Annotated in this window: 24 protein-coding genes; all 24 read right to left on the minus strand. The window is 34.4% G+C overall.

The annotated features are described in order from the left end of the window. Positions 1-175 precede the first annotated feature (175 nt). On the minus strand, positions 176-592 hold the full coding sequence (locus MWH25_RS09720) for a F0F1 ATP synthase subunit epsilon (protein WP_248627459.1): 417 nt from the start codon (positions 590-592) through the stop codon (positions 176-178). A 2-nt stretch (positions 593-594) separates the two neighbouring features. Beyond that, positions 595-2,022 carry a F0F1 ATP synthase subunit beta gene (gene atpD / locus MWH25_RS09725; RefSeq protein ID WP_282706942.1) on the minus strand — a complete coding sequence of 476 codons (1,428 nt, stop codon included), beginning with the start codon at positions 2,020-2,022 and terminating at the stop codon, positions 595-597. 20 nt (positions 2,023-2,042) lie between these two features. After that, positions 2,043-2,897 carry an ATP synthase F1 subunit gamma gene (gene atpG, locus MWH25_RS09730; protein WP_248627461.1) on the minus strand — a complete coding sequence of 285 codons (855 nt, stop codon included), beginning with the start codon at positions 2,895-2,897 and terminating at the stop codon, positions 2,043-2,045. 40 nt (positions 2,898-2,937) lie between these two features. Further along, positions 2,938-4,467, minus strand: coding sequence for a F0F1 ATP synthase subunit alpha (gene atpA, locus MWH25_RS09735; RefSeq protein ID WP_248627462.1), 1,530 nt, complete (start codon positions 4,465-4,467; stop codon positions 2,938-2,940). Between the two features lies 1 nt (position 4,468). After that, positions 4,469-5,032, minus strand: a complete 564-nt coding sequence (atpH, locus tag MWH25_RS09740) for an ATP synthase F1 subunit delta (protein WP_248627463.1) — start codon at positions 5,030-5,032, stop codon at positions 4,469-4,471. Then, entirely contained in the window at positions 5,026-5,529 is a 504-nt protein-coding gene (atpF, locus tag MWH25_RS09745) for a F0F1 ATP synthase subunit B (protein ID WP_248627464.1), read from the minus strand. Before atpF ends, atpH begins: the two co-directional genes overlap by 7 nt. Before the next feature lie 106 nt (positions 5,530-5,635). Next, positions 5,636-5,896: an ATP synthase F0 subunit C gene (gene atpE, locus MWH25_RS09750; protein ID WP_248617859.1), complete on the minus strand. Its 261-nt coding sequence runs from the start codon at positions 5,894-5,896 to the stop codon at positions 5,636-5,638. A 216-nt stretch (positions 5,897-6,112) separates the two neighbouring features. Continuing rightward, positions 6,113-6,817 carry a F0F1 ATP synthase subunit A gene (atpB, locus tag MWH25_RS09755; RefSeq protein WP_248627465.1) on the minus strand — a complete coding sequence of 235 codons (705 nt, stop codon included), beginning with the start codon at positions 6,815-6,817 and terminating at the stop codon, positions 6,113-6,115. Next, entirely contained in the window at positions 6,818-7,225 is a 408-nt protein-coding gene (locus tag MWH25_RS09760; protein WP_248627466.1) for an ATP synthase subunit I, read from the minus strand. Between the two features lie 17 nt (positions 7,226-7,242). Beyond that, positions 7,243-7,449, minus strand: a complete 207-nt coding sequence (locus tag MWH25_RS09765; RefSeq protein ID WP_248627467.1) for an AtpZ/AtpI family protein — start codon at positions 7,447-7,449, stop codon at positions 7,243-7,245. Positions 7,450-7,904: 455 nt separating this feature from the next. Then, positions 7,905-8,915 (minus strand): glycosyltransferase family 4 protein, encoded by a 1,011-nt coding sequence (locus MWH25_RS09770; protein WP_248627468.1) that lies wholly within the window; start codon positions 8,913-8,915, stop codon positions 7,905-7,907. 290 nt (positions 8,916-9,205) lie between these two features. Beyond that, the gene (locus MWH25_RS09775) at positions 9,206-9,670 is read right to left on the minus strand and encodes a deoxycytidylate deaminase (protein WP_248627469.1); all 465 of its coding nucleotides are present in this window, start codon (positions 9,668-9,670) and stop codon (positions 9,206-9,208) included. After that, complete coding sequence (gene upp / locus MWH25_RS09780) at positions 9,657-10,286, minus strand: uracil phosphoribosyltransferase (protein ID WP_248627470.1); 630 nt, start codon at positions 10,284-10,286, stop codon at positions 9,657-9,659. Before upp ends, MWH25_RS09775 begins: the two co-directional genes overlap by 14 nt. Positions 10,287-10,317: 31 nt before the next feature. Then, positions 10,318-11,553 (minus strand): serine hydroxymethyltransferase, encoded by a 1,236-nt coding sequence (locus MWH25_RS09785; RefSeq protein WP_248627471.1) that lies wholly within the window; start codon positions 11,551-11,553, stop codon positions 10,318-10,320. A gap of 13 nt (positions 11,554-11,566) precedes the next feature. Beyond that, positions 11,567-12,004, minus strand: coding sequence for a ribose 5-phosphate isomerase B (rpiB, locus tag MWH25_RS09790; RefSeq protein WP_248627472.1), 438 nt, complete (start codon positions 12,002-12,004; stop codon positions 11,567-11,569). A gap of 122 nt (positions 12,005-12,126) precedes the next feature. Next, positions 12,127-12,603, minus strand: a complete 477-nt coding sequence (locus tag MWH25_RS09795) for a low molecular weight protein arginine phosphatase (protein WP_248627473.1) — start codon at positions 12,601-12,603, stop codon at positions 12,127-12,129. Positions 12,604-12,615: 12 nt separating this feature from the next. Continuing rightward, on the minus strand, positions 12,616-13,146 hold the full coding sequence (locus MWH25_RS09800; RefSeq protein ID WP_248627474.1) for a manganese efflux pump MntP: 531 nt from the start codon (positions 13,144-13,146) through the stop codon (positions 12,616-12,618). Between the two features lie 12 nt (positions 13,147-13,158). Then, on the minus strand, positions 13,159-13,734 hold the full coding sequence (locus MWH25_RS09805) for a manganese efflux pump MntP (protein WP_248627475.1): 576 nt from the start codon (positions 13,732-13,734) through the stop codon (positions 13,159-13,161). Between the two features lie 68 nt (positions 13,735-13,802). After that, on the minus strand, positions 13,803-14,846 hold the full coding sequence (locus MWH25_RS09810) for an L-threonylcarbamoyladenylate synthase (RefSeq protein WP_248627476.1): 1,044 nt from the start codon (positions 14,844-14,846) through the stop codon (positions 13,803-13,805). 353 nt (positions 14,847-15,199) lie between these two features. Then, complete coding sequence (gene prmC, locus MWH25_RS09815) at positions 15,200-16,063, minus strand: peptide chain release factor N(5)-glutamine methyltransferase (protein WP_248627477.1); 864 nt, start codon at positions 16,061-16,063, stop codon at positions 15,200-15,202. A gap of 1 nt (position 16,064) precedes the next feature. Continuing rightward, positions 16,065-17,141 (minus strand): peptide chain release factor 1, encoded by a 1,077-nt coding sequence (prfA, locus tag MWH25_RS09820; RefSeq protein WP_248627478.1) that lies wholly within the window; start codon positions 17,139-17,141, stop codon positions 16,065-16,067. Positions 17,142-17,182: 41 nt separating this feature from the next. Next, positions 17,183-18,037: a DUF1385 domain-containing protein gene (locus MWH25_RS09825; RefSeq protein ID WP_248627479.1), complete on the minus strand. Its 855-nt coding sequence runs from the start codon at positions 18,035-18,037 to the stop codon at positions 17,183-17,185. A gap of 227 nt (positions 18,038-18,264) precedes the next feature. After that, positions 18,265-18,468 (minus strand): 50S ribosomal protein L31, encoded by a 204-nt coding sequence (gene rpmE / locus MWH25_RS09830; RefSeq protein WP_248627480.1) that lies wholly within the window; start codon positions 18,466-18,468, stop codon positions 18,265-18,267. Positions 18,469-18,577: 109 nt separating this feature from the next. Then, entirely contained in the window at positions 18,578-19,828 is a 1,251-nt protein-coding gene (rho, locus tag MWH25_RS09835; protein WP_248627481.1) for a transcription termination factor Rho, read from the minus strand. Positions 19,829-20,040 lie beyond the last annotated feature (212 nt).

Here is a 20,040-nt window from a genome sequence, read left to right on the forward strand (position 1 = left end):
TAGAAGCTCAGAAAAAATCTTTCAGAACGAGAAATCTCCCTCATGGTTCTAAGCAAAAGTTACACATAATTGTAATTCAGATTTATTTTTACCTAATCACTACTATTATATTATTAGAATAATAGTTTCTTGCTATCTTTTTACCCATAAAAAAAAGAGCAAGAGATATTATCTCTTACTCAAAATTTCTACCTTTACTAGCTTTTAATCTATTTAGTGCTCTTTGCAAAGCCAGCTCAGCTCTTCTTTCGTTAATATTATCCTTGGGATTGGGAGAGTCAAGCCGCTCTTCAGCTCTTTTTTTAGCAGCTTTGGCTCGTTCTACATCAATTTCATCAACAAACTCAGCTGAATCAACTAAAATAGTAGTCTCTTCTGGTTGGACTTCCATATATCCTTTAGTTGCAGCTAATACATACTCCTCATTATTTGCTTTAATTCTAATCGTTCCAATATCTAACCCAGTAATTAAAGAAGCATGCCGTGGCATAATTCCTCTATCTCCATCAATAGTTCTTACAATAACCATCTCTATATTATCATCATAAACAACTTCTTCCGGAGTGACAATATTTAATTTCATTTTAGACATGATTATTCACGTCCTTTTGACTTTTCTGCTTTCTCCACTGCTTCATCGATTGTTCCTACATATAGGAACACTTCTTCAGGTAAATCATCATGCTTCCCTTCTAAAATCTCTTTAAATCCACGAACCGTCTCATCTACAGATACATATTTACCAGGCATTCCAGTAAACTGTTCTGCTACAAAGAAAGGCTGAGATAAGAAACGTTCAATCTTTCTTGCCCGTTCTACAGCTAATTTATCGTCCTCTGATAATTCATCCATACCTAAAATAGCAATGATATCTTGTAAATCCTTATAACGTTGTAAAATCTCTTGGACTTGACGTGCTACTTGATAATGCTCATCTCCTACAATATTTGGATCCAAAATTCGTGAAGTAGAATCTAATGGATCTACTGCAGGATAGATACCTTTCTCTGCAATCGGTCTTGATAATACAGTCGTTGCATCTAAGTGAGCAAAAGTTGTCGCTGGAGCAGGGTCTGTCAAGTCATCTGCTGGTACATAAACTGCCTGTACAGATGTAATCGATCCCTCTTTAGTTGAAGTAATTCTTTCCTGCAACTCTCCTACATCTGTAGCTAAAGTTGGCTGATAACCTACCGCTGAAGGCATTCTTCCTAATAAAGCAGAAACCTCAGAACCTGCCTGAATAAATCGAAAGATATTATCAATAAATAATAGTACGTCTTGCCCTGCTTGATCACGGAAGTATTCAGCCATAGTCAATCCTGTTAGTCCAACTCTCATTCTAGCTCCAGGTGGTTCATTCATCTGTCCATAAACTAAAGCAACCTTATCTAGTACTCCTGACTCTTTCATTTCTAACCATAAGTCATTACCCTCTCTAGTCCGCTCACCTACACCAGAAAAGACTGAGTAACCACCATGTTCTGTTGCTATATTATTGATTAACTCCATAATCAATACAGTCTTACCTACACCTGCTCCTCCAAATAGACCTACTTTACCCCCACGGGCATAAGGAGCTAATAAATCAACTACCTTAATTCCTGTTTCAAAGATCTCAGTAGATGTATCTTGTTCTTCATAAGCCGGTGCATCTCTATGGATTGGAGCATAAGTTTCAGTCTCTACCTCTCCACCTTGATCAACCGGTTCACCTAATACATTAAATATTCTTCCTAGACATTCTTCACCGGTTGGAACAGAGATTGGCCCATCTAAATCTAGAGCATCCATTCCTCTAACTAAACCATCAGTAGATGTCATAGCTACACCTTTAACTCTGTTATCACCTATCTGCTGCATAACTTCAATTACAATCTCACGTTCATTTGTCTTATCTATAATTTTTACTGCACCATTAATTTCTGGTAGCTTACCACTATCAAACTCAACTTCAACTACTGGACCAATAATTTGGACGACTTTCCCAATATTTTGGTCTGTAGTAGCATTTTGACTCATCATAATACCCCCTCTAACTCCTATTCTAATGCTTCGGCCCCACCAACAATCTCAGAAAGTTCCTGTGTTATTGCAGCTTGGCGTGCTCTATTATAAGATAAAGTTAATTCCTCAATCATCTCCTCAGCATTATCAGTTGCAGAATCCATAGCTGTCATCCGTGAAGCAAATTCACTAGCTTTAGATTGTAACAATGCACCAAAAATAATATTCTTAATATATTGTGGTAATACAACTGATAAGACTTCTTCCGCTGACGGTTCATATAAGTACCTAGTATCAGCACCTTCAGGTTCCATATCGTCTGGGTCAACAGGTAATAACTTGATCTTCTTTACCTCTTGATTAATTACACTTTTGAAATCAGTATAAACTAAATAAATTTCATCAAAGACTTCTTCTTGATATAGCTCAACTACCTCCTGAGCAAAATTAGCTGCATTATGAAAAGTCGGACTATCTTCTAGTTCAAGATATTCAGAAATTATTTCAACATCTTGCCTTTTAAAGTAGTCTCTCCCTTTTTTCCCTACAGTAATCAAATTATTTTCTTGGTTATCAGCTTGAATACTAGTTTCAACCTCTTTAATAACTCGATTATTGTACGGGCCAGCTAGTCCACGATCACCAGTAATCAAAAAGTAACCAACTTTTTTGACATCACGCTCTTCTAACAGAGGATGTAATCTATTATCTATCTTAGCAGTAACATTCGCTAAAGTCTTACGTGTCTTTTCAAAAAAGGGTTTGGCATTTTCAGCTCTTTCTTGTAACCTTCTTAATTTAGCAGCAGCAACTAACTTCATAGCTTTGGTAATCTTTTTAGTATTTTCAACACTAGCTATCTGCCGCTTAATATCTCGCATACTTTTCATCTAACTCACCCCACTTTCTTACCCAGACATTTAACTTTGATTAAGCTGTTTCTTTCTGTTCACTAGTTACAAAATCCCCTTTAAACTCTTCAATGGCAGCTTTTAACTTTTCTTCTGTTTCTTCTTCTAATTCTCCAGTTTCAGAAATTGATTGCCCAATTTCTGGATAACTATTCTGTACAAAATTAATAAACTGTTCCTCAAATTCAGTAATATCTTCTACAGGAATATCGTCCAAATAACCATTGGTTACAGTGTAAATAATAATTACCTGATCCTCTACTTCATATGGGCTCGTTTCATTCTGCTTTAAAACCTCAACAATTCTTTCTCCACGAGCAAGCTTTTGTTGAGTAGATTCATCTAAATCAGAACCAAATTGAGCAAAAGCTTCTAATTCACGATACTGAGACATATCCAACTTTAATGTTCCTGCAACGTCTTTCATTGCACTAATTTGGGCATTTCCACCAACTCGTGATACAGATAGTCCAACGTTAACTGCCGGTCTAACTCCTGAATAGAACAATTCACTTTCTAAAAAGATCTGACCATCAGTAATTGAAATTACATTTGTTGGAATATAAGCTGAAATATCACCAGCTTGTGTCTCAATAATTGGTAAGGCTGTTAGAGAACCGCCTCCCAATTCATCATTTAATTTAGCAGCTCGTTCCAGTAAACGAGAATGTAAATAAAATACATCACCAGGGTAAGCTTCTCGTCCAGGTGGTCTTCTCAATAATAAAGACATCTCACGATAAGCAACAGCATGCTTAGATAAATCATCATAGACTACCAATACATCTTCACCTTCATGCATAAAAGCTTCCCCTATAGAACATCCTGCATAAGGTGCTAAATATTGTAAAGAAGCTGGTTCACTAGATGCAGCAGAAACAACAGTTGTATATTCCATTGCTCCAGTTTCTTCTAACTTATCTACTATTTGAGCAACAGTAGATGACTTTTGACCAATCGCTACATAAATACATATTACATCTTTACCCTTTTGATTAACTATTGTATCAATCCCAATAGCTGTCTTTCCAGTCTGTCTATCACCAATAATCAACTCACGCTGCCCTTTTCCAATTGGTACCATAGAGTCAATAGATTTAATTCCAGTTTGTAATGGTTCTTCTACTGGCTGACGATCAACAATTCCAGGTGCATCAGATTCAACTTCTCGAGATTGCTCGGTATTGATTGGCCCTTTTCCATCAATAGGCTGACCTAAAGCATTCACAACTCGCCCTTTCATCTCTTCACCTACAGGGACCTCTACAATTCTTTCAGTTCTATGTACAGCATCCCCTTCTTCAATTTTAGACTCATCACCTAAAATAACACAGCCAATACTATCCTCTTCTAAGTTCAATACCATTCCATAAACACCACTATCAAACTCTAATAATTCACCTGCCATAGCACCTTCTAATCCATGAATTCTAGAAATTCCATCACCAACACTAAGAACAGTCCCTACACCTTTAGTTTCTAATTCAACATCATAATTTTTTATCTGCTCTTTAATAATAGAACTGATCTCTTCTGCTCTAAGATTCATTCTATCTCACCCCTAACTTACTTACTTCTAAATTATTTAAATTCTTTTTCATCTTATTTAATTGATTTGATAAGCTCCCATCAATTATCTTGTCACCAATTTTCACTATTAAACCACCTAATAAATCAGGCTGAATCGCTATATTTAAATCAACTTCTTTTCCAGTAAACTTCTCTAACTTACCCTTAAGAGAATTCTTGTTCTTTTCAGATAATTCAATTGGCGTCTTTACATTCACTTCCATTTTATTCCTTTGGGCACTTATTAAACCTTCAAACTGCTGATAAACATCTTCTAAATAAATCTCTCTTCGCTTATCAAAAAGCAATTTAATAAAATTAAGTAACATCTCAGATATTTCATCTGAAAAAACATTATCAAACAGCTCTCTTTTTTGTTTAACAGCCAATTTAGGATGCTCTAATACTTGCTTCAACTCTTCGGCTTCATTGACCATTCTTATTACTTCTGAAAACTCTTGCTGATTTTTATCTAAAGTTTCCTCTTCAACTGCCAATTCAAATAAAGCCTGAGCATATTTTTCAGCAACCTTATTCTTTAACATTTCAGATCACCCAATTTCTCTTCATCCAACTGTTCAATATAATTACTGATTGTTTCTTCTTGCATTTGGTCATCAATAGATTGTTCAATCAGTTCTTTAGCTATTTGAATCGAAATAGTAGCTACCTCATCCTTTAGATCCTCAACAGCTTGTTGTTTACTTCTCTTAATCTCTTCTTCAGCTTTTTTAATCTTACGATTAGCTTCTTCCTTAGCTTCAATGATTATATCTTCTTTAACTCTTTCAGCTCGACGAGAACTATCTTCAATTATATTTTGAGCTTCTATCTTAGCTTCTTTAAGTTTTTGTTGATATTCTTCCTTTATTTCTTGAGCAGCCTGTTCCTTCTGCTCAGCACTATCAATTTTATTGGATATACTTTGTGCTCGCTCTTTCATAAAATTATTCATCGGCTCAAACAAAAAGTGACGTAAAAGTAAAAATAAAACTACAAAATTGAATAGTTGAAACAAAAACGTTATATCAATACTAATCACCTATGATTCCCTCCTTTCAAAACTACACTATAAAATAAAAGAATTAGAATAGAAGATGAATAATGTCACCCATTACCCATCTTCAATTAGTAAATAAAATGATTTCTTATCCCAATAAACCAAGAAGAGGATTAGCAAATAATAAAATTAAAGCAACTACTAAACCATAAATACCAGTTGTCTCAGCAACTGCAGCCCCTAATAACATAGTTCTAGTAATAACACCTTGTGCTTCCGGTTGTTTACCTACTGCTTCAGCTCCTTTACCTGCAGCAAATCCCTGACCAATTCCTGCTCCAATACCAGCTATCATTGCCAAACCTGCTCCAATTGCAGATGCAGCTAACACTAATGCTTGATCACTCATTATTCATTTCCCCCTTAAAATTATTAATTTATCTTGTAAATTAAAATACCTAAATTCAAAAACCTTAAATCTTTAGTAGCTCTACTACTCACCTTATACTAATCTAAAAGCTAATCTTGACTAATTTAATAATTTAAACAAATAAAATAACATAATTATTTCAAGTGATTTTAATCACTTCAGTGGTCGTTCTTAATTTAGCTAAACTTAGATGGATTACTCTACTTCCATGGAAATATAAGTCATAGTTAACATTGAGAAGATGAACGCCTGTAAGACTCCTGCAAAGACATCAAAATAAATAGTAGCTATTCCTGGAACTACCAATGGGACCACTCCAAATAACAAAGCCATGATTACTACACTTCCCATCATATTACCAAATAAACGAAAAGCTAATGATATAGGATCAGCAAATGCACCAATAATATTTATTGGAAAGAGTAGTGGCATTGGTTCAAAATAACCTTTTAAGTAAGCACCAATTCCTTTAGTTTTAACTCCAAGAAAATGCACATTAACAGCAGTAATAAATGCTAAAGCTAATGTAGTATTTAAATCAGCTGTAGGAGTATAAAGGTTAAAGAGATCCCTTCCAGGAATAATTCCAACTAAATTGGCAATTACCAAATAAATAGTTAATGTTCCAATATAGGAAACAAAAGCCTTATTCTTGGATTCCATTGTAGTCTCTACTAGATTAGCAATCGCTTCTACATAGGCCCCCATTATATTTTGTAGACTACCTGGCTCAGGTTCCTTTTTCAAATCTTTAGTTGCTAGCCAAGAAATCAAAACTAATACTGCCATGATAATCCAAGTAGTAGTTACAGTCGATTTTACTGGAGCACCAGCAATATTAAATAATCTAGTTAAAACATTATTAGGTAAATAAAACATTTCAACTGGGGCAAATTCCATTTAGTTTCCCTCCTTTCCTGTAAATTCAGAATATTTTTGACTATTGGGCCAATAATTTAGAGCGTTAATTGTTAAAACAACTAATTTTACCGTTAACATTCCCATTACTGTAGTTAATAAGTTGACATCATTACGTTGTAAAGCTATGTAAAAAACAGCAAACCACAACATATACCTTATTATATATTGGACAAAAACATAAATCCCAGCTTTAATCGGACTGAATTCAACTGCTTTTTGTAAAGACGTTGATAATAATTGGAAGTTAATCAAACTCATCACTGAACCAACAAAAAAACCAAAAGCAATCTTATAACTAGATAACACAAATAACAACAATAATATACAAAAATCCAACAAGGCTGTCCACTTCAAAACAAATAATCTTGTCTTCCGTAGTGCCTTCATGTAATCACTTCCTAACTTTACTCGGACATAAGCAATCTATAAGCATTCTTAAAACCAACTATAACTCCTAGTACAACAAAGACAGCCAGAAATAAAGCTCCTGTACCTAACCAATCATCCAATTTATTACCAACCCAGATACCAACCCCTATCGGAATCAAAATAACAATCCCTATTTGAGATAGCAATGCTAATGCTTTTAAAATTCCCAATTGATTTTTCATCATAATTCTCCTAATTTATAGTCTGGTTACCTAAAGGGATAAAGCTCAATTTATGTACAACCAACACTAAATAATCGAGCCAGCCCCTTTTAGTTTATACAATGCATCTTTAATTATACATAATACCTTTATATTCGTTCCACTTTAATCTACAAATTGCTCAAAAAACTTAGGTTTATTATCTTTAACCCCTCTTTATTATACTATAAATTAATAATTTTGTAAAGTCAATTCCCATTAAGGCATTTATAAAAGTTAAATTAGAACATTGACTTTTTCTATGCAATCAATTTTGAATTATTTCCATTAAGATTTAGAGTATCATATATTTGCTCTTTAAAAATACCTTTTTCAGCAGCTTCATAAATGTAAGTGTTAGTTCTTAAAAACCAACTGTTATAGACTATAACAGTTGGTTTTTAGAATCTAATTAAAACTCACTTTTAAAATTAATTTTATAAAGTTAATTTTATCTTTAGTTTTTTAAATTCAAGACTGCCAATAATCAAAAATAACAAAGAACTGCCTAATAAAAATAAAGTTTCCCTTATAGTAGCTAAACTAACTCCTATCGCAATCATACTTAAAAAGATACTGATTAAATAAATAATCAACACAACTTCATACTGTCTCAAACCCAAAGCTAATAGCTTATGATGAAAATGGTTATTATCAGCTTGAAAAATAGGTTGACTTTTTAGCTTTCGTCTTATAATAGATAGTAAAGTATCAAAAATTGGAATTCCCAAAGCTAAAACTACCACTAGCAAAGTTAAAGCTGTTACGCTTTTTAAAGCTCCACTAATTGAAATTGCCCCCAACATAAATCCTAAAAACATACTTCCTGTATCCCCCATAAAAATTTGAGCAGGATTAAAATTATAACGTAAAAATCCTAAGGTTGAACCAATAACAGTCAAAGTTAAAATTACAGTTAGAATTTGTCCTTGTTGATAAGCAAAGATGGCTAAGGTTATGGCTGCAATTACAGTAATTCCACCTGCTAACCCATCTAAACCATCTACCAAATTAATAGTGTTAGTTATCCCTACTAACCAAACTAAAGTTATTGGAACTGATAACCAACCTAAATAGTACATTCCGCCCCATGGATTAGTAATAAATTGAATCTGTAGCCCTAAAAAAATTGCTAGTAATGCTATAACGCTCTGACCTATTAGCTTATTCCAGGCAGATAACTCGTATAAGTCATCTAGAATCCCTAAACAAAATATTAAACTTCCACTCACTAAAATGGCTAAAAAATCTCGTGCATAACCTAATAATACTAAAGTGATAATTACTCCAGCATAAATAGCGATTCCTCCTAAATTAGGAATAGCCTGTTTATTAATCCGTCTCTGCTTAGGATGATCTACTGCTCCTAATTTAAATGCCAGTTTTTTAACTTGAGGAGTTAAGATGAAACTTATTATTCCTGCTACTAATAGTGGGTAAAAGAACATTTACCTCACCCTTTCTAATTAAACAATTAAGTCTACTCCTAATTTTATGTAATCTTTTTTATAATGTCAATTGTTTAATCTTGTTAATAATTACTATTAGTACAGAAATTTATAATTAAATCTATTTATACAAAAATGAAAAATCCAAATCTTGGTGCGAGCATTTGGATCCTCTAGCTAATTAATTAAGCTGGTACCATTTCCTTCTTATTCTTTCGCTCCTAATGGTTATGTTGAGCAATAGCAGTGGTAAATTGTTTAGTGAATCTAAATTATTTGATGAGGCTTTCTTAGCTATAATTCTGTAACTCAATCCCTGCTTCTTCTATCATTTCTAAAGCCAACGAATCTGGGTAACCACCTTTAAAGATAATTTGATCAATCCCAGCATTAATAATCATCTTAGTACAGAGAATACAAGGTTGATGAGTACAGTATAAGATTGCTCCCTCAATAGAAATCCCATGCAAAGCAGCTTGAATAATAGCATTCTGCTCAGCATGCAACCCTCGACATAATTCATGCCTCTCTCCAGATGGAACTTCTTTTTGTTCACGTAAACAACCAACTTCTTGACAATGCTCTAAGCCACTAGGAACTCCATTATATCCAGTAGCTAAGACCCTTTTATCTTTTACAAGTAAGGCACCTACTTTTCTTCTTAAGCAGGTTGAGCGTTTAGCTACTACTTGAGTCATCTCTATAAAGTACTCTTCCCAAGAAGGTCGCTCCTGCTTAGAGTTATTTAGTTCCATACAATCTGTCACCAGCATCACCCAAGCCTGGTTCAATATAAGCATGATCATTTAATTTTTCATCAACAGCAGCAGTATATATATCAATATCCGGATGAGCTACCTGTAATCTTTCTATTCCCTCTGGAGCAGCCACTAAACACATAAATCTAATCTTACTAGCTCCTCTCTTTTTAACAAACTCCAAAGCTGCTTCTGCTGTTCCTCCAGTTGCTAACATTGGATCGACAACAATTAATTCTCGAGCTTCAATATCAGTTGGCATCTTACAATAGTATTCTACTGGTTCTAAACTATCTGGATCACGATATAGACCAATATGACCAACTTTGGCAGTCGGAATTAAGTCTACCACTCCATCTACCATTCCTAATCCTGCTCGTAAAATAGGTACTACAGCTAATTTTTTACCTGAGATCACTTTAGCTGTTGTCTCTGTAACAGGAGTCTTAATGTCAATCTCTTTTAGAGGTAAATCTCTAGTAACTTCATAAGCCATTAAAGTAGCAATCTCATCGGTCAATTCTCTAAACTCTTTAGCCCCAGTATCTTCTTTTCTTAAATGGGTCAATTTATGTTGAATCAATGGATGATCAATTACATGTACTTCACTCATTTAATAAACCTCCTCAAAGTTATATAGATTGTTAATTTTTTACTAATGGGTAATTCTTAACCAATTCTTGAACCTGCTCTCTAACATCTTCTTTTGTTTGCCTATTATCTATATTTAATAATAACCTATTAATTAAACTTCCAATCTCTTTCATTTGCTCTTCTTTCATTCCTCGAGTAGTTAAAGCAGGTGTTCCTAATCTAATCCCACTAGTGACAGTCGGACTCTCTTCTTCAAAAGGAATTGTGTTTTTATTAACAGTAATTCCCACTTCATCTAAAGCTTCTTCTGCTTTCTTTCCTGTTATCCCATTACTGATTAAATCAACTAACAGCAAATGATTATCTGTACCTCCAGAAACCAATCTAAACTCTTTACTAATTTCGCTGGCTAAGACCTTGGCATTCTTAACAGCTTGCTGCTGATACTCCTTGAATTGATCTGTTAATGCTTCCTTAAAAGAAACTGCTTTAGCAGCTATGATATGCATCAATGGCCCACCTTGAATACCAGGGAAGATTGCTTGGTCAATCTTTTTACCCAATTCAGCTGTAGATAAGATCATTCCTCCCCTAGGCCCTCGTAAAGTCTTATGAGTTGTTGTAGTCACTACATCAGCATAGTTAACTGGATTTTGATGTAATCCTGCTACTACTAACCCAGCAATATGAGCCATGTCTACCATAAAATAAGCATCTACTTCATCTGCTATCTCTCTAATCTTTTTAAAATCAATCTCTCGAGAATAAGAACTTGCTCCTGCCACAATTAACTCTGGTCTTTCTTCTTTAGCTAATGATCTTAACTGTTGATAATCAATCAATTCTGTATCGGCATCTACTCCATAAGAAATAAAGTTATAATAAGTCCCTGATAAGTTGACTGGACTACCATGAGTTAAGTGTCCCCCATGAGCCAAGTCCATTCCTAGTACCTTGTCCCCTTTATCTAATAAAGCAAAATAAACTGCAGCATTAGCTTGAGAGCCTGAGTGCGGTTGAACATTTACATGTTCTGCTCCAAATAACCCTTTGGCCCTTGTTCTTGCTAACTCTTCAATCTGATCAACATATTTACAACCACCATAATACCTCTTATCCGGATACCCTTCGGCATATTTATTAGTTAAAACAGTCCCCATTGCTTCCAAAACAGCTTCGCTAACAAAGTTTTCCGAGGCAATCATTTCTAAATTATCATGCTGCCTCCCTTTCTCTTGCCTAATAAACCCTGCTAATTTAGAATCCACTTGCTCTAGATTATTCATCTAATCACCCTTTCTAAGCCTCTAACTGACCAATTTTATCAATTCTACGCTGATGTCTGCCACCATCAAATTCCGTAGTTAACCATACTTTTACAATTTCTAAAGCCAATTCACTACCAACCACTCTTTCTCCTAAAGTCAAAACATTTGAATTGTTATGTTGTCTAGTCGCTTTAGCTGAAAAGACATCATGGCATAAAGCTGCTCTAACGCCCTTAACTTTATTAGCAGCTATCGACATTCCAATTCCTGTTCCACAAATTAAAATACCCCGCTCATATTCTTCTTTCTTAACTGCAACAGCTACTTTTTTAGCAAAGTCAGGATAATCTACTGAATCACATGAATCGGTTCCAAAATCATCATATCCAATATTAAGTTTATCTAATAAATTCTGAACCTTACTCTTTAAGTTATAACCTCCATGATCACTACCTAATGCAACCTTCATTTTATACCTCCTACAAATCATCTTCTATTATTATGTATTACAATTAATCATTACCAAATAAAGATAGGCATCATACTAACATACTAAATATTGATTCTTTGGTTTTATACTTTCTCCTTCATCTAATTCAATTTTTTTACAACTTTTTCTAATTCTTCTTTTATTTCTTGAGCACAATCTTTATAAATAGATATAGGTTGTCCAAATGGGTCAGAAATATCTAACTCTTTAGCTTCTTGTTTATTTTCTTCTGTAGCAGCATATTCTTTTAGTGTATATAGTTTATCTTCTATTTGAGGATGACTATCTACAATAGATAACTTATGCCGCCGAGTCATCGTCAAAATCAGATCAGCCTCAGTCATCAGCTCACTAGTTAAAGGGGTCGTCTGATGAGCAGTTAAATCAAGCCCTTCTTCTTTCATAACTTCTATTGCTTGTCTAGCAGCATTTTCCCCCTCTAAAGCAGCTAATCCTGCTGATTCAACATTATAATCATCCAGATTATTCTCTTCAAGTAAATCTCTAAAAATAACTTCCGCCATACTACTTCTACAAGTATTACCAGTACAAACAAACAGAATCTTTTTGCTAATCATAATCACCTCCTTCTAAAAGAACATCATCTTGAACCCAAACCCAATCAGAATAGCTCCTCCTACTAAACCAGCCCTCTTAATCACAGAACCCAATCGATCACCGAGGGTTAGACCTATTGTTGTCATTGCTAAAGCAACTGCACCAAAATAAATAGCTATCTGATAGATCTCCGCACCTAATGCCCCTAAACTAAAGCCTACTGCCAAAGCATCTAAGCTAACACTTAATGGTAATAAAAAAAATCCTGTCCCTTCCAATTTGATCTCAAGTTGCTCCTCCTTTAGCTCTTCATAAATCATATGAACTCCTAATAAAATTAATACTGCCGCTCCTATATAGTCAGCAATTTCTCCTAAATAACTACCCAATAATCCACCAATATAGAGACCAAATAATGGTAATGTAATATGTAAAACTCCTACTAACAGACTAAATTTTAAAGCTTGGTCCTTATTTACTCCTCCAATTCCTACTCCAATACTTAGAGGTAAAGTATCCATCCCTAGAGCAATTCCAATAAAAATTATTTCATAAAACCCCATCTTTTCAGCTCCTCAATTAATTGATAACAAAAAATGAATTCCTAATAAAATTAGTACAATTCCTCCCAAAATTTCAGCTTTATTAGCTATAATATCTCCTACTTTATTACCAACTAACAAACCACTAATTACTAATATTCCAGAGATAATTCCCAAAGTAATACAAGCAATTAAAATATTGAGTTCTAACATTCCTAGGCTAAAACCTACTGATAAGGCATCCATACTAACGCTTAAGGGTAAAATTATCAAAGTCCAACCATACAGCTCTAAATTATAATTTATACTTTCTTCTGCCCTTGATTGTTCATAAATCATAATCATCCCTAAAATCATTAACAATCCCGACGCAATCACTGTCGTAATTTGGTCAATTGTTTCTTCAAAATAATAATTACCAAAAAAATGATATAATAATCTACCTAGATTAATTCCTAAAAATGTCATTAAAACATGAAAAAATCCAATTATCAAACTCAACTTAATAATCAAAGATAATTTCAACTGTCTTGTACCTATCGCGACTGAAACAGAAAAAGCATCAGTTCCTAAAGCTATTCCCAAAGTAGCTAATTCTAAAAAACTCAAATTATCACCCCTAATTAAAATAAGACTTTTTTTATCTATATTCTAATTAGAGGTAGGTTATCAACTTATTAGACCTCAATAATCTGATAGGCAGCAGATTTACGTAATCTATTCATAATAGCAAGACCCAAACCTTCTACTGGTAATCCTTCAACGATGATTTCATCTATTCCTTCAGCATCAAATTCACGCAACAGTTTAAAGATATTAGTACTGATTTCAGCTAAATTACTTCTACTCCCCATCTCTTTAACAGTTACATCTTGATAGTAGTTACTAAATTCCTTAGTAGCCATAACTCCTACTTTCTGAGCCGAATGTGCACCAATTAATTCTTTAATTTTAGTTGGAATCTCTTCAGTTCTTCCTTCAACTAAAATAACTTCAGCTTGAGGTGAGTAATGTTTATACTTCATCCCTGGTGAAATTGCTTGTTGATCATCATTGGATAATTTAGCTTCTACAGTAGGATCAATCTCAACTTTTCCCAAAATATCAGTCAATTCTTCGTATGTAACTCCTCCCGGACGGAGTAAAACTGGTTTCACTTGGGATAAATCAACTACCGTTGATTCCACTCCAATCCCTGTCTGTCCTCCCGCTAAAATACCATCAACCTTCCCTGCTAGATCATCTATTACATGTTTAACTAAGGTAGGACTTGGCTTGCCAGATAAATTGGCACTTGGAGCAGCAATAGAAAGTTGAGTAGCCTCAATCAACTCTAACGCTACAGGATGTTGAGGCATTCTAACCGCTATTGTTTCCAACCCTCCTGTAGTAACTGCAGGCACCTTAGCATTTTTGGACAAGACAATTGTTAATGGTCCGGGCCAAAAATTACTGATCAAGCGTTTGACATCCTCAGTCAATTCCCCTTTAACTAAAGATTTTAATTCCTCTTGCTTAGCAATGTGAACGATCAAAGGATTATCAGCCGGTCGTCCTTTAGCAGTGAAGATCGATCTCACAGCTGCTTCATCTAAAGCATTGGCCCCTAGTCCATAAACAGTTTCAGTTGGAAACGCAACCAGTTTGCCTTGTTGTAATAAGTTAGCTGCTTCTTTTATTTCAGAGCGCTCGAAAATTTTAGTCCCTTTAATTGACTTCATCCTGTATCCCTCTTTTCTATTCTTACTTCTCATTGATTGGGTATTACTTAATTGTACTATCACGGTAAATTAACCTAAGTAATAGTATATAATATTTAACTACAATTGTTAAGAGGGAAAGGCTACAATTACTATTACCTAGTTCTTTGGAAATTATGCAAATACTTAAATGCTCAACTTTATTGATATATAGTGTCAGTAGTCTGTGTCTGTGTCTGTGAAATTCAAACCCGCTAACTCCTTTAAATCATAAAGGTTTTGAACTTGATTTTTTACTGACACGGATTACTGACACTGACACATAATTGTAATTAAGCTTAACTTTTGCAAAAATAAAGAGTAGGCTAATTAGCCTACTCTTTATCATAACTAGCTTTGACAACCCGCTCAATCCCACTATAATCTTCAATAATCTCTATCTCTTTAAAATTAAACTCTGCTAACACATCGGCAATCTTTCTGGCTTGATTAATCCCTACCTCTAAAAGAATCAATCCACCTGCTCTTAACTTAGCAGTTGCTTGTTTAATAATTTGATAATAATAATCAAGCCCCTCTGCTCCTCCATCTAAAGCAAGCATTGGCTCTGCTTTAACCTCTTGTTGTAAACTAGCCAACTGTCCAGTTGGGATATAAGGGGGGTTAGAAACAATAAGATCAACCGAATCATTCAAGGGCTCTAATAGATCACCCACTTTAAACTCGATCTTTCCCTTAACTTGCTGCTTAATTGCATTTTTTTGAGCAACCTTTAAGGCCTGCTCAGAGATATCTATCCCTACTCCTGTTAACTCTTTAGAGGCTAATTTAACCAGACTAATAATAATAGCTCCACTACCTGTTCCTACATCAACTATTTTAAGCTCAGTCCGATCTAATTCAGCTATCAACTCTAGAGTAGTTTCTACTAAATGTTCAGTCTCAGGTCTAGGGATTAAGACATCAGGAGTCACTTTAAACTCTAAAGACATAAATTCCTGTTTTTGAACAAGATAAGCAACTGGTATCCCCTTACTTCTTGATACTATCAACTCCCGATATTGATCAACCTCAGAATTCTCCAATGGCTGATCAAAGTTAACATAAAGCTTAATCCTTTCTAGCTCCAACACTTCTGCTAATAAGATCTCAGCATCCAAGCGAGGAGTATCTATTCCATGTTCTTTAAAAAAATCTGTCGTTTTATCCAGTACATCTTTAACTGTCAACTGTTCCAACTTAATCCACCTGCTTTAATTTTTCTATCTGATCAGCTGTAATTAGAGCTTCAATCACTTCCTCTAACTCCCCATCTAAGATTGAGTCCAATTGATGACTAGTTAGATTAATTCGATGATCACTTACTCTTCCCTGAGGAAAATTATAAGTTCTAATCCGCTCACTTCTTCCTCCAGTTCCAATCTGACTCTTTCTTTTTTCGGCAACCTCTGCTTGTTGTTCCTCTTCAATCTTCTCCTTTAACCTGGCCCGTAATATTCTCATTGCCTTATCTTTGTTTTTATGCTGTGATTTTTCATCCTGACAAGATACAACCAATCCAGTCGGCTCATGAGTAATTCTAACTGCAGAATCAGTAGTATTTACACTCTGTCCTCCAGGGCCACTAGAACGGTAGGTATCAATCTTTAAATCATTATTTTTAATCTCAATATCTACTTCCTCGGCTTCTGGTAAAACAGCTACTGTAGAGGTAGATGTATGGACCCGACCACTCGATTCTGTTTCTGGTACTCGCTGTACTCGATGAACACCACTTTCATATTTTAATTTACTATAAGCTCCCTTACCCTCAATGATAAAGATAACCTCTTTAAATCCTCCCATTTCAGAAGGGCTTGAGCTCATAACCTCAACCTTCCAGCCTTGCTTTTCAGCATACCGAGTATACATTCGATATAGATCACCTGCAAAAATATTTGCTTCATCTCCTCCAGCACTACCACGGATCTCAACAATAACATTCTTTTCATCATTAGGATCTTTAGGAATTAACATTAAAGGTAACTTTTCTGCTAATACTTCAAGCCGTGGCTCAGCTTCTGCAAGTTGCATCTTAGCTAACTCAATCATTTCATCATCTTCTGCTACCTCTAATACTTCCTCTGCTTCATCAACATTCTCTTGTAACTCTTGATATTCTTCATATTTTACAATAATTTCTTTTAATTCAGCATATTTTTTAGATAATTTTTGAAATCTTTCTTGATCATTAATTACCTCTGGATCACTTAATAACCCTTCTATCTCCTTATAACGTTCTACAACACTATCCAATTTACTAATCCACTTTTTCATAAGTAAGCCTCCTTACTTTAATCTTAAAACCCAATTCAATATTATTCATCTATGATTGCTTCTAAAGATTTAAGAGCAACCTCTATTTGCTCTGAAGATGGTTCTTTAGTCGTTAATTTTTGTAACTGAAGTCCTGGAATTGCTAATACTTTAAATAGTTTTCCTGCATTCTCTCGCCCAGCTTGCTTAATCAACTCATAAGATAATCCAGCTACTAGCGGTAGTAATGAAATATGAATCAAAATTCGATTTAACAAAGTTGGCCTTCCAAAAAGAGAAAAAAGTAAAATACTCAATAAAATTACGATTAATAAAAAATTAGTTCCACATCTAGGATGTAGGGTTGTAAATTTTTGAGCATTGTCAATACTTAATGGCTGTTCTGACTCATAATTGTGGATTACCTTATGTTCAGCTCCATGATATTGAAAAACCCGTTTGATATCTTCCATCTGGGAAATAATTATCACATAAGCCAAAAAGAAAGTAACTTTAATACCACCTTCAATCAAATTCAAAGCTAAATTTGATGCTACAACATCTTGAACAAAACCAATTAATATAGCTGGCAAAACTACAAACAATATCATGGCCAATCCAAAAGACAGCCCAATAGTTCCTACTAATTCTAATATAGTTAATTCTTCTTCTTCTTCACTGAACTGATTAGCTGAAAAAGTCAAAGCCTGAACTCCTAAAATTAAAGATTGAAATAAAGCTACTACCCCTCGTAATAAAGGCCACTGCAAAAATTTAAATTTATCAGCAATTGAATTTAATTCTTTCTTTTCTAAAATAATTTCTCCATCTTCCTTCCGAACTGCAATTGCTTGTTCATCCTTGCCCCGCATCATAACCCCTTCAATTACTGCTTGCCCTCCATAATCGTGAGCCATCTTCTCCCCCCCTTTGATAAAGATCAGTGTACAATTTACAGTTAACAGTGTATAGTTGAATTCAAAATCATAAACACTTAAACCATCAATAGTTGCAAAGCATCTTAAGACTAAATACTCACTCTTCCAACATTTCCTTTTAGCTTAGTACACTCTTAATTTTACTAACAAATCTTATCCAAACCTTAATATGAAAAAATAGCAGAGCTGGGGCCCTGCTATCGAAATTAGTCTTCAATACCATATTTTTTCTTGAACCGTTCAATTCGCCCACCCTTAGCAGATTTTTTCTTTTTGCCAGTGTAAACTGGGTGACAATTAGAACATATCTCCACCTTCAAATCACCTTTAGTGGTCTTAGTCGTAAATTCCTCTCCACAAGCACAAGCTATTGTCGCTTCTTTATACTCTGGATGAATGGCCTCTTTCACTTAAATCACCTCTCTCTATTATTCCTTAGATTTCAACTGTTATATTATAACATAGCTAAAATCAGATTGCAACCTAGCATCATAATTTGAAATTGAATTAGATAAAAATTTAACTAAGTACTTTCTGGAAAGACTCTAGCATTTCTCTATTATTATCACTTGCTTTAATCTTTTTAGTGAAAGTCTCAATTATCTTACTTGGGTGAGCATTATTCATCTCTCGTCTGATATCCCACATAGTTTCTATTTCATAATCCGATAACAATAGTTCTTCTTTACGCGTTCCAGATAACTTAACATCAATTGCTGGAAATAATCTCTTCTGGGCCAAATTACGGCTCAAATGAAGCTCCATATTTCCTGTACCTTTAAATTCCTCATAAATGACATCATCCATTCTACTTCCTGTCTCAACTAAAGAAGTTGCCAAAATGGTTAAACTACCACCCTCTTCAATATTCCTAGCTGCTCCAAAGAAGCGTTTAGGTTTATGAAGAGCAGTCGGATCTAATCCACCTGATAATGTCCTCCCACTAGATGGAATATTGACATTATAAGCTCTAGCTAATCTTGTTATGCTATCAAGTAAGATAACTACATCTTGTTTCTGTTCTACTAATCTCTTTGCCTTCTCTAAGACCAATTCAGAAACATTAATATGATTTTGAGGCGGTTCATCAAAAGTAGAACTGATCACCTCAGCATCAACAGAGCGACGCATATCTGTTACTTCTTCCGGTCGTTCATCAATCAGTAGAATCATCAACTTTGCATCTGGTAAGTTAGCACTAATACTATTAGCAACCTTTTTTAATAGTACAGTCTTTCCAGCTTTAGGTGGAGCCACAATTAAACCACGTTGGCCCTTTCCAATAGGAGCTATCAAATCAATCAATCTACTGGATATCTCTGCTGGATTATTCTCTAAACTGATCCTCTGTTGTGGATACAAAGGGGTTAAGTCTTCAAAGTGTGGTCGCTGTTGCGCCAATTCTGGATCTTGATAATTAACAGCCTCAATTCTTAATAAAGCAAAATAACTTTCATTATCTTTAGGTTGCCTTACCTGCCCTGATACAACATCTCCATTTCTCAGATCAAATCGTCTAATTTGAGAAGCAGAAATATAAATATCATCTGTACTCGGTACATATTTTGAAGGTCGTAAAAAACCATATCCATCTGGTAGGATCTCTAGTACACCTTCAGCAAAGATAAGACCTCCTTTTTCTGTTTCCGTCTTTAATATTTTAAATATCAACTCTTTCTTTTTTAAGCTACTATAACCGATAATATCTAACTTCTTAGCAATCTCATATAGTTCATTAATTGTCTGTTCCTCTAACTCACTAATATTCATCAACTAACTTCCTCCTAAACTTCTTTACTCAACCTTAATTATAACACTACTTAATTTAATAAGTCAACTATACACCATCAAACTTAATATTAATATGAACTTCTTAATACATAATTTTCTAATCGCCTTGCTTTTTATTGATATATAGTTTCACTTTTAAAATTAAAATCTGCAACCAATAAACTTCAAAATCAGTTGCGAGAGGGCTAAAA

Origin of the sequence: Natroniella acetigena (genome assembly GCF_023227745.1) — a bacterium.
Lineage (GTDB): Bacteria > Bacillota > Halanaerobiia > Halobacteroidales > Halobacteroidaceae > Natroniella > Natroniella acetigena.

Bases quoted from the DNA above. Each gene is read 5' to 3' on its own strand.
- MWH25_RS09720 (WP_248627459.1), bottom strand. From the start codon at position 592: ATGTCTAAAATGAAATTAAATATTGTCACTCCGGAAGAAGTTGTTTAT.
- upp (WP_248627470.1), bottom strand. From the start codon at position 10,286: ATGAGTGAAGTACATGTAATTGATCATCCATTGATTCAACATAAATTG.
- atpG (WP_248627461.1), bottom strand. From the start codon at position 2,897: ATGAAAAGTATGCGAGATATTAAGCGGCAGATAGCTAGTGTTGAAAAT.
- prfA (WP_248627478.1), bottom strand. From the start codon at position 17,141: ATGAAAAAGTGGATTAGTAAATTGGATAGTGTTGTAGAACGTTATAAG.
- MWH25_RS09765 (WP_248627467.1), bottom strand. From the start codon at position 7,449: ATGAAAAATCAATTGGGAATTTTAAAAGCATTAGCATTGCTATCTCAA.
- MWH25_RS09795 (WP_248627473.1), bottom strand. From the start codon at position 12,603: ATGATTAGCAAAAAGATTCTGTTTGTTTGTACTGGTAATACTTGTAGA.
- MWH25_RS09770 (WP_248627468.1), bottom strand. From the start codon at position 8,915: ATGTTCTTTTACCCACTATTAGTAGCAGGAATAATAAGTTTCATCTTA.
- rpiB (WP_248627472.1), bottom strand. From the start codon at position 12,004: ATGAAGGTTGCATTAGGTAGTGATCATGGAGGTTATAACTTAAAGAGT.
- atpA (WP_248627462.1), bottom strand. From the start codon at position 4,467: ATGAATCTTAGAGCAGAAGAGATCAGTTCTATTATTAAAGAGCAGATA.
- MWH25_RS09825 (WP_248627479.1), bottom strand. From the start codon at position 18,037: ATGGCTCACGATTATGGAGGGCAAGCAGTAATTGAAGGGGTTATGATG.
- MWH25_RS09760 (WP_248627466.1), bottom strand. From the start codon at position 7,225: ATGAAGGCACTACGGAAGACAAGATTATTTGTTTTGAAGTGGACAGCC.
- atpE (WP_248617859.1), bottom strand. From the start codon at position 5,896: ATGAGTGATCAAGCATTAGTGTTAGCTGCATCTGCAATTGGAGCAGGT.
- rho (WP_248627481.1), bottom strand. From the start codon at position 19,828: ATGAATATTAGTGAGTTAGAGGAACAGACAATTAATGAACTATATGAG.
- MWH25_RS09800 (WP_248627474.1), bottom strand. From the start codon at position 13,146: ATGGGGTTTTATGAAATAATTTTTATTGGAATTGCTCTAGGGATGGAT.
- MWH25_RS09810 (WP_248627476.1), bottom strand. From the start codon at position 14,846: ATGAAGTCAATTAAAGGGACTAAAATTTTCGAGCGCTCTGAAATAAAA.
- atpB (WP_248627465.1), bottom strand. From the start codon at position 6,817: ATGGAATTTGCCCCAGTTGAAATGTTTTATTTACCTAATAATGTTTTA.
- atpD (WP_282706942.1), bottom strand. From the start codon at position 2,022: ATGAGTCAAAATGCTACTACAGACCAAAATATTGGGAAAGTCGTCCAA.
- MWH25_RS09775 (WP_248627469.1), bottom strand. From the start codon at position 9,670: ATGGAACTAAATAACTCTAAGCAGGAGCGACCTTCTTGGGAAGAGTAC.
- MWH25_RS09785 (WP_248627471.1), bottom strand. From the start codon at position 11,553: ATGAATAATCTAGAGCAAGTGGATTCTAAATTAGCAGGGTTTATTAGG.
- atpH (WP_248627463.1), bottom strand. From the start codon at position 5,032: ATGTTAAAGAATAAGGTTGCTGAAAAATATGCTCAGGCTTTATTTGAA.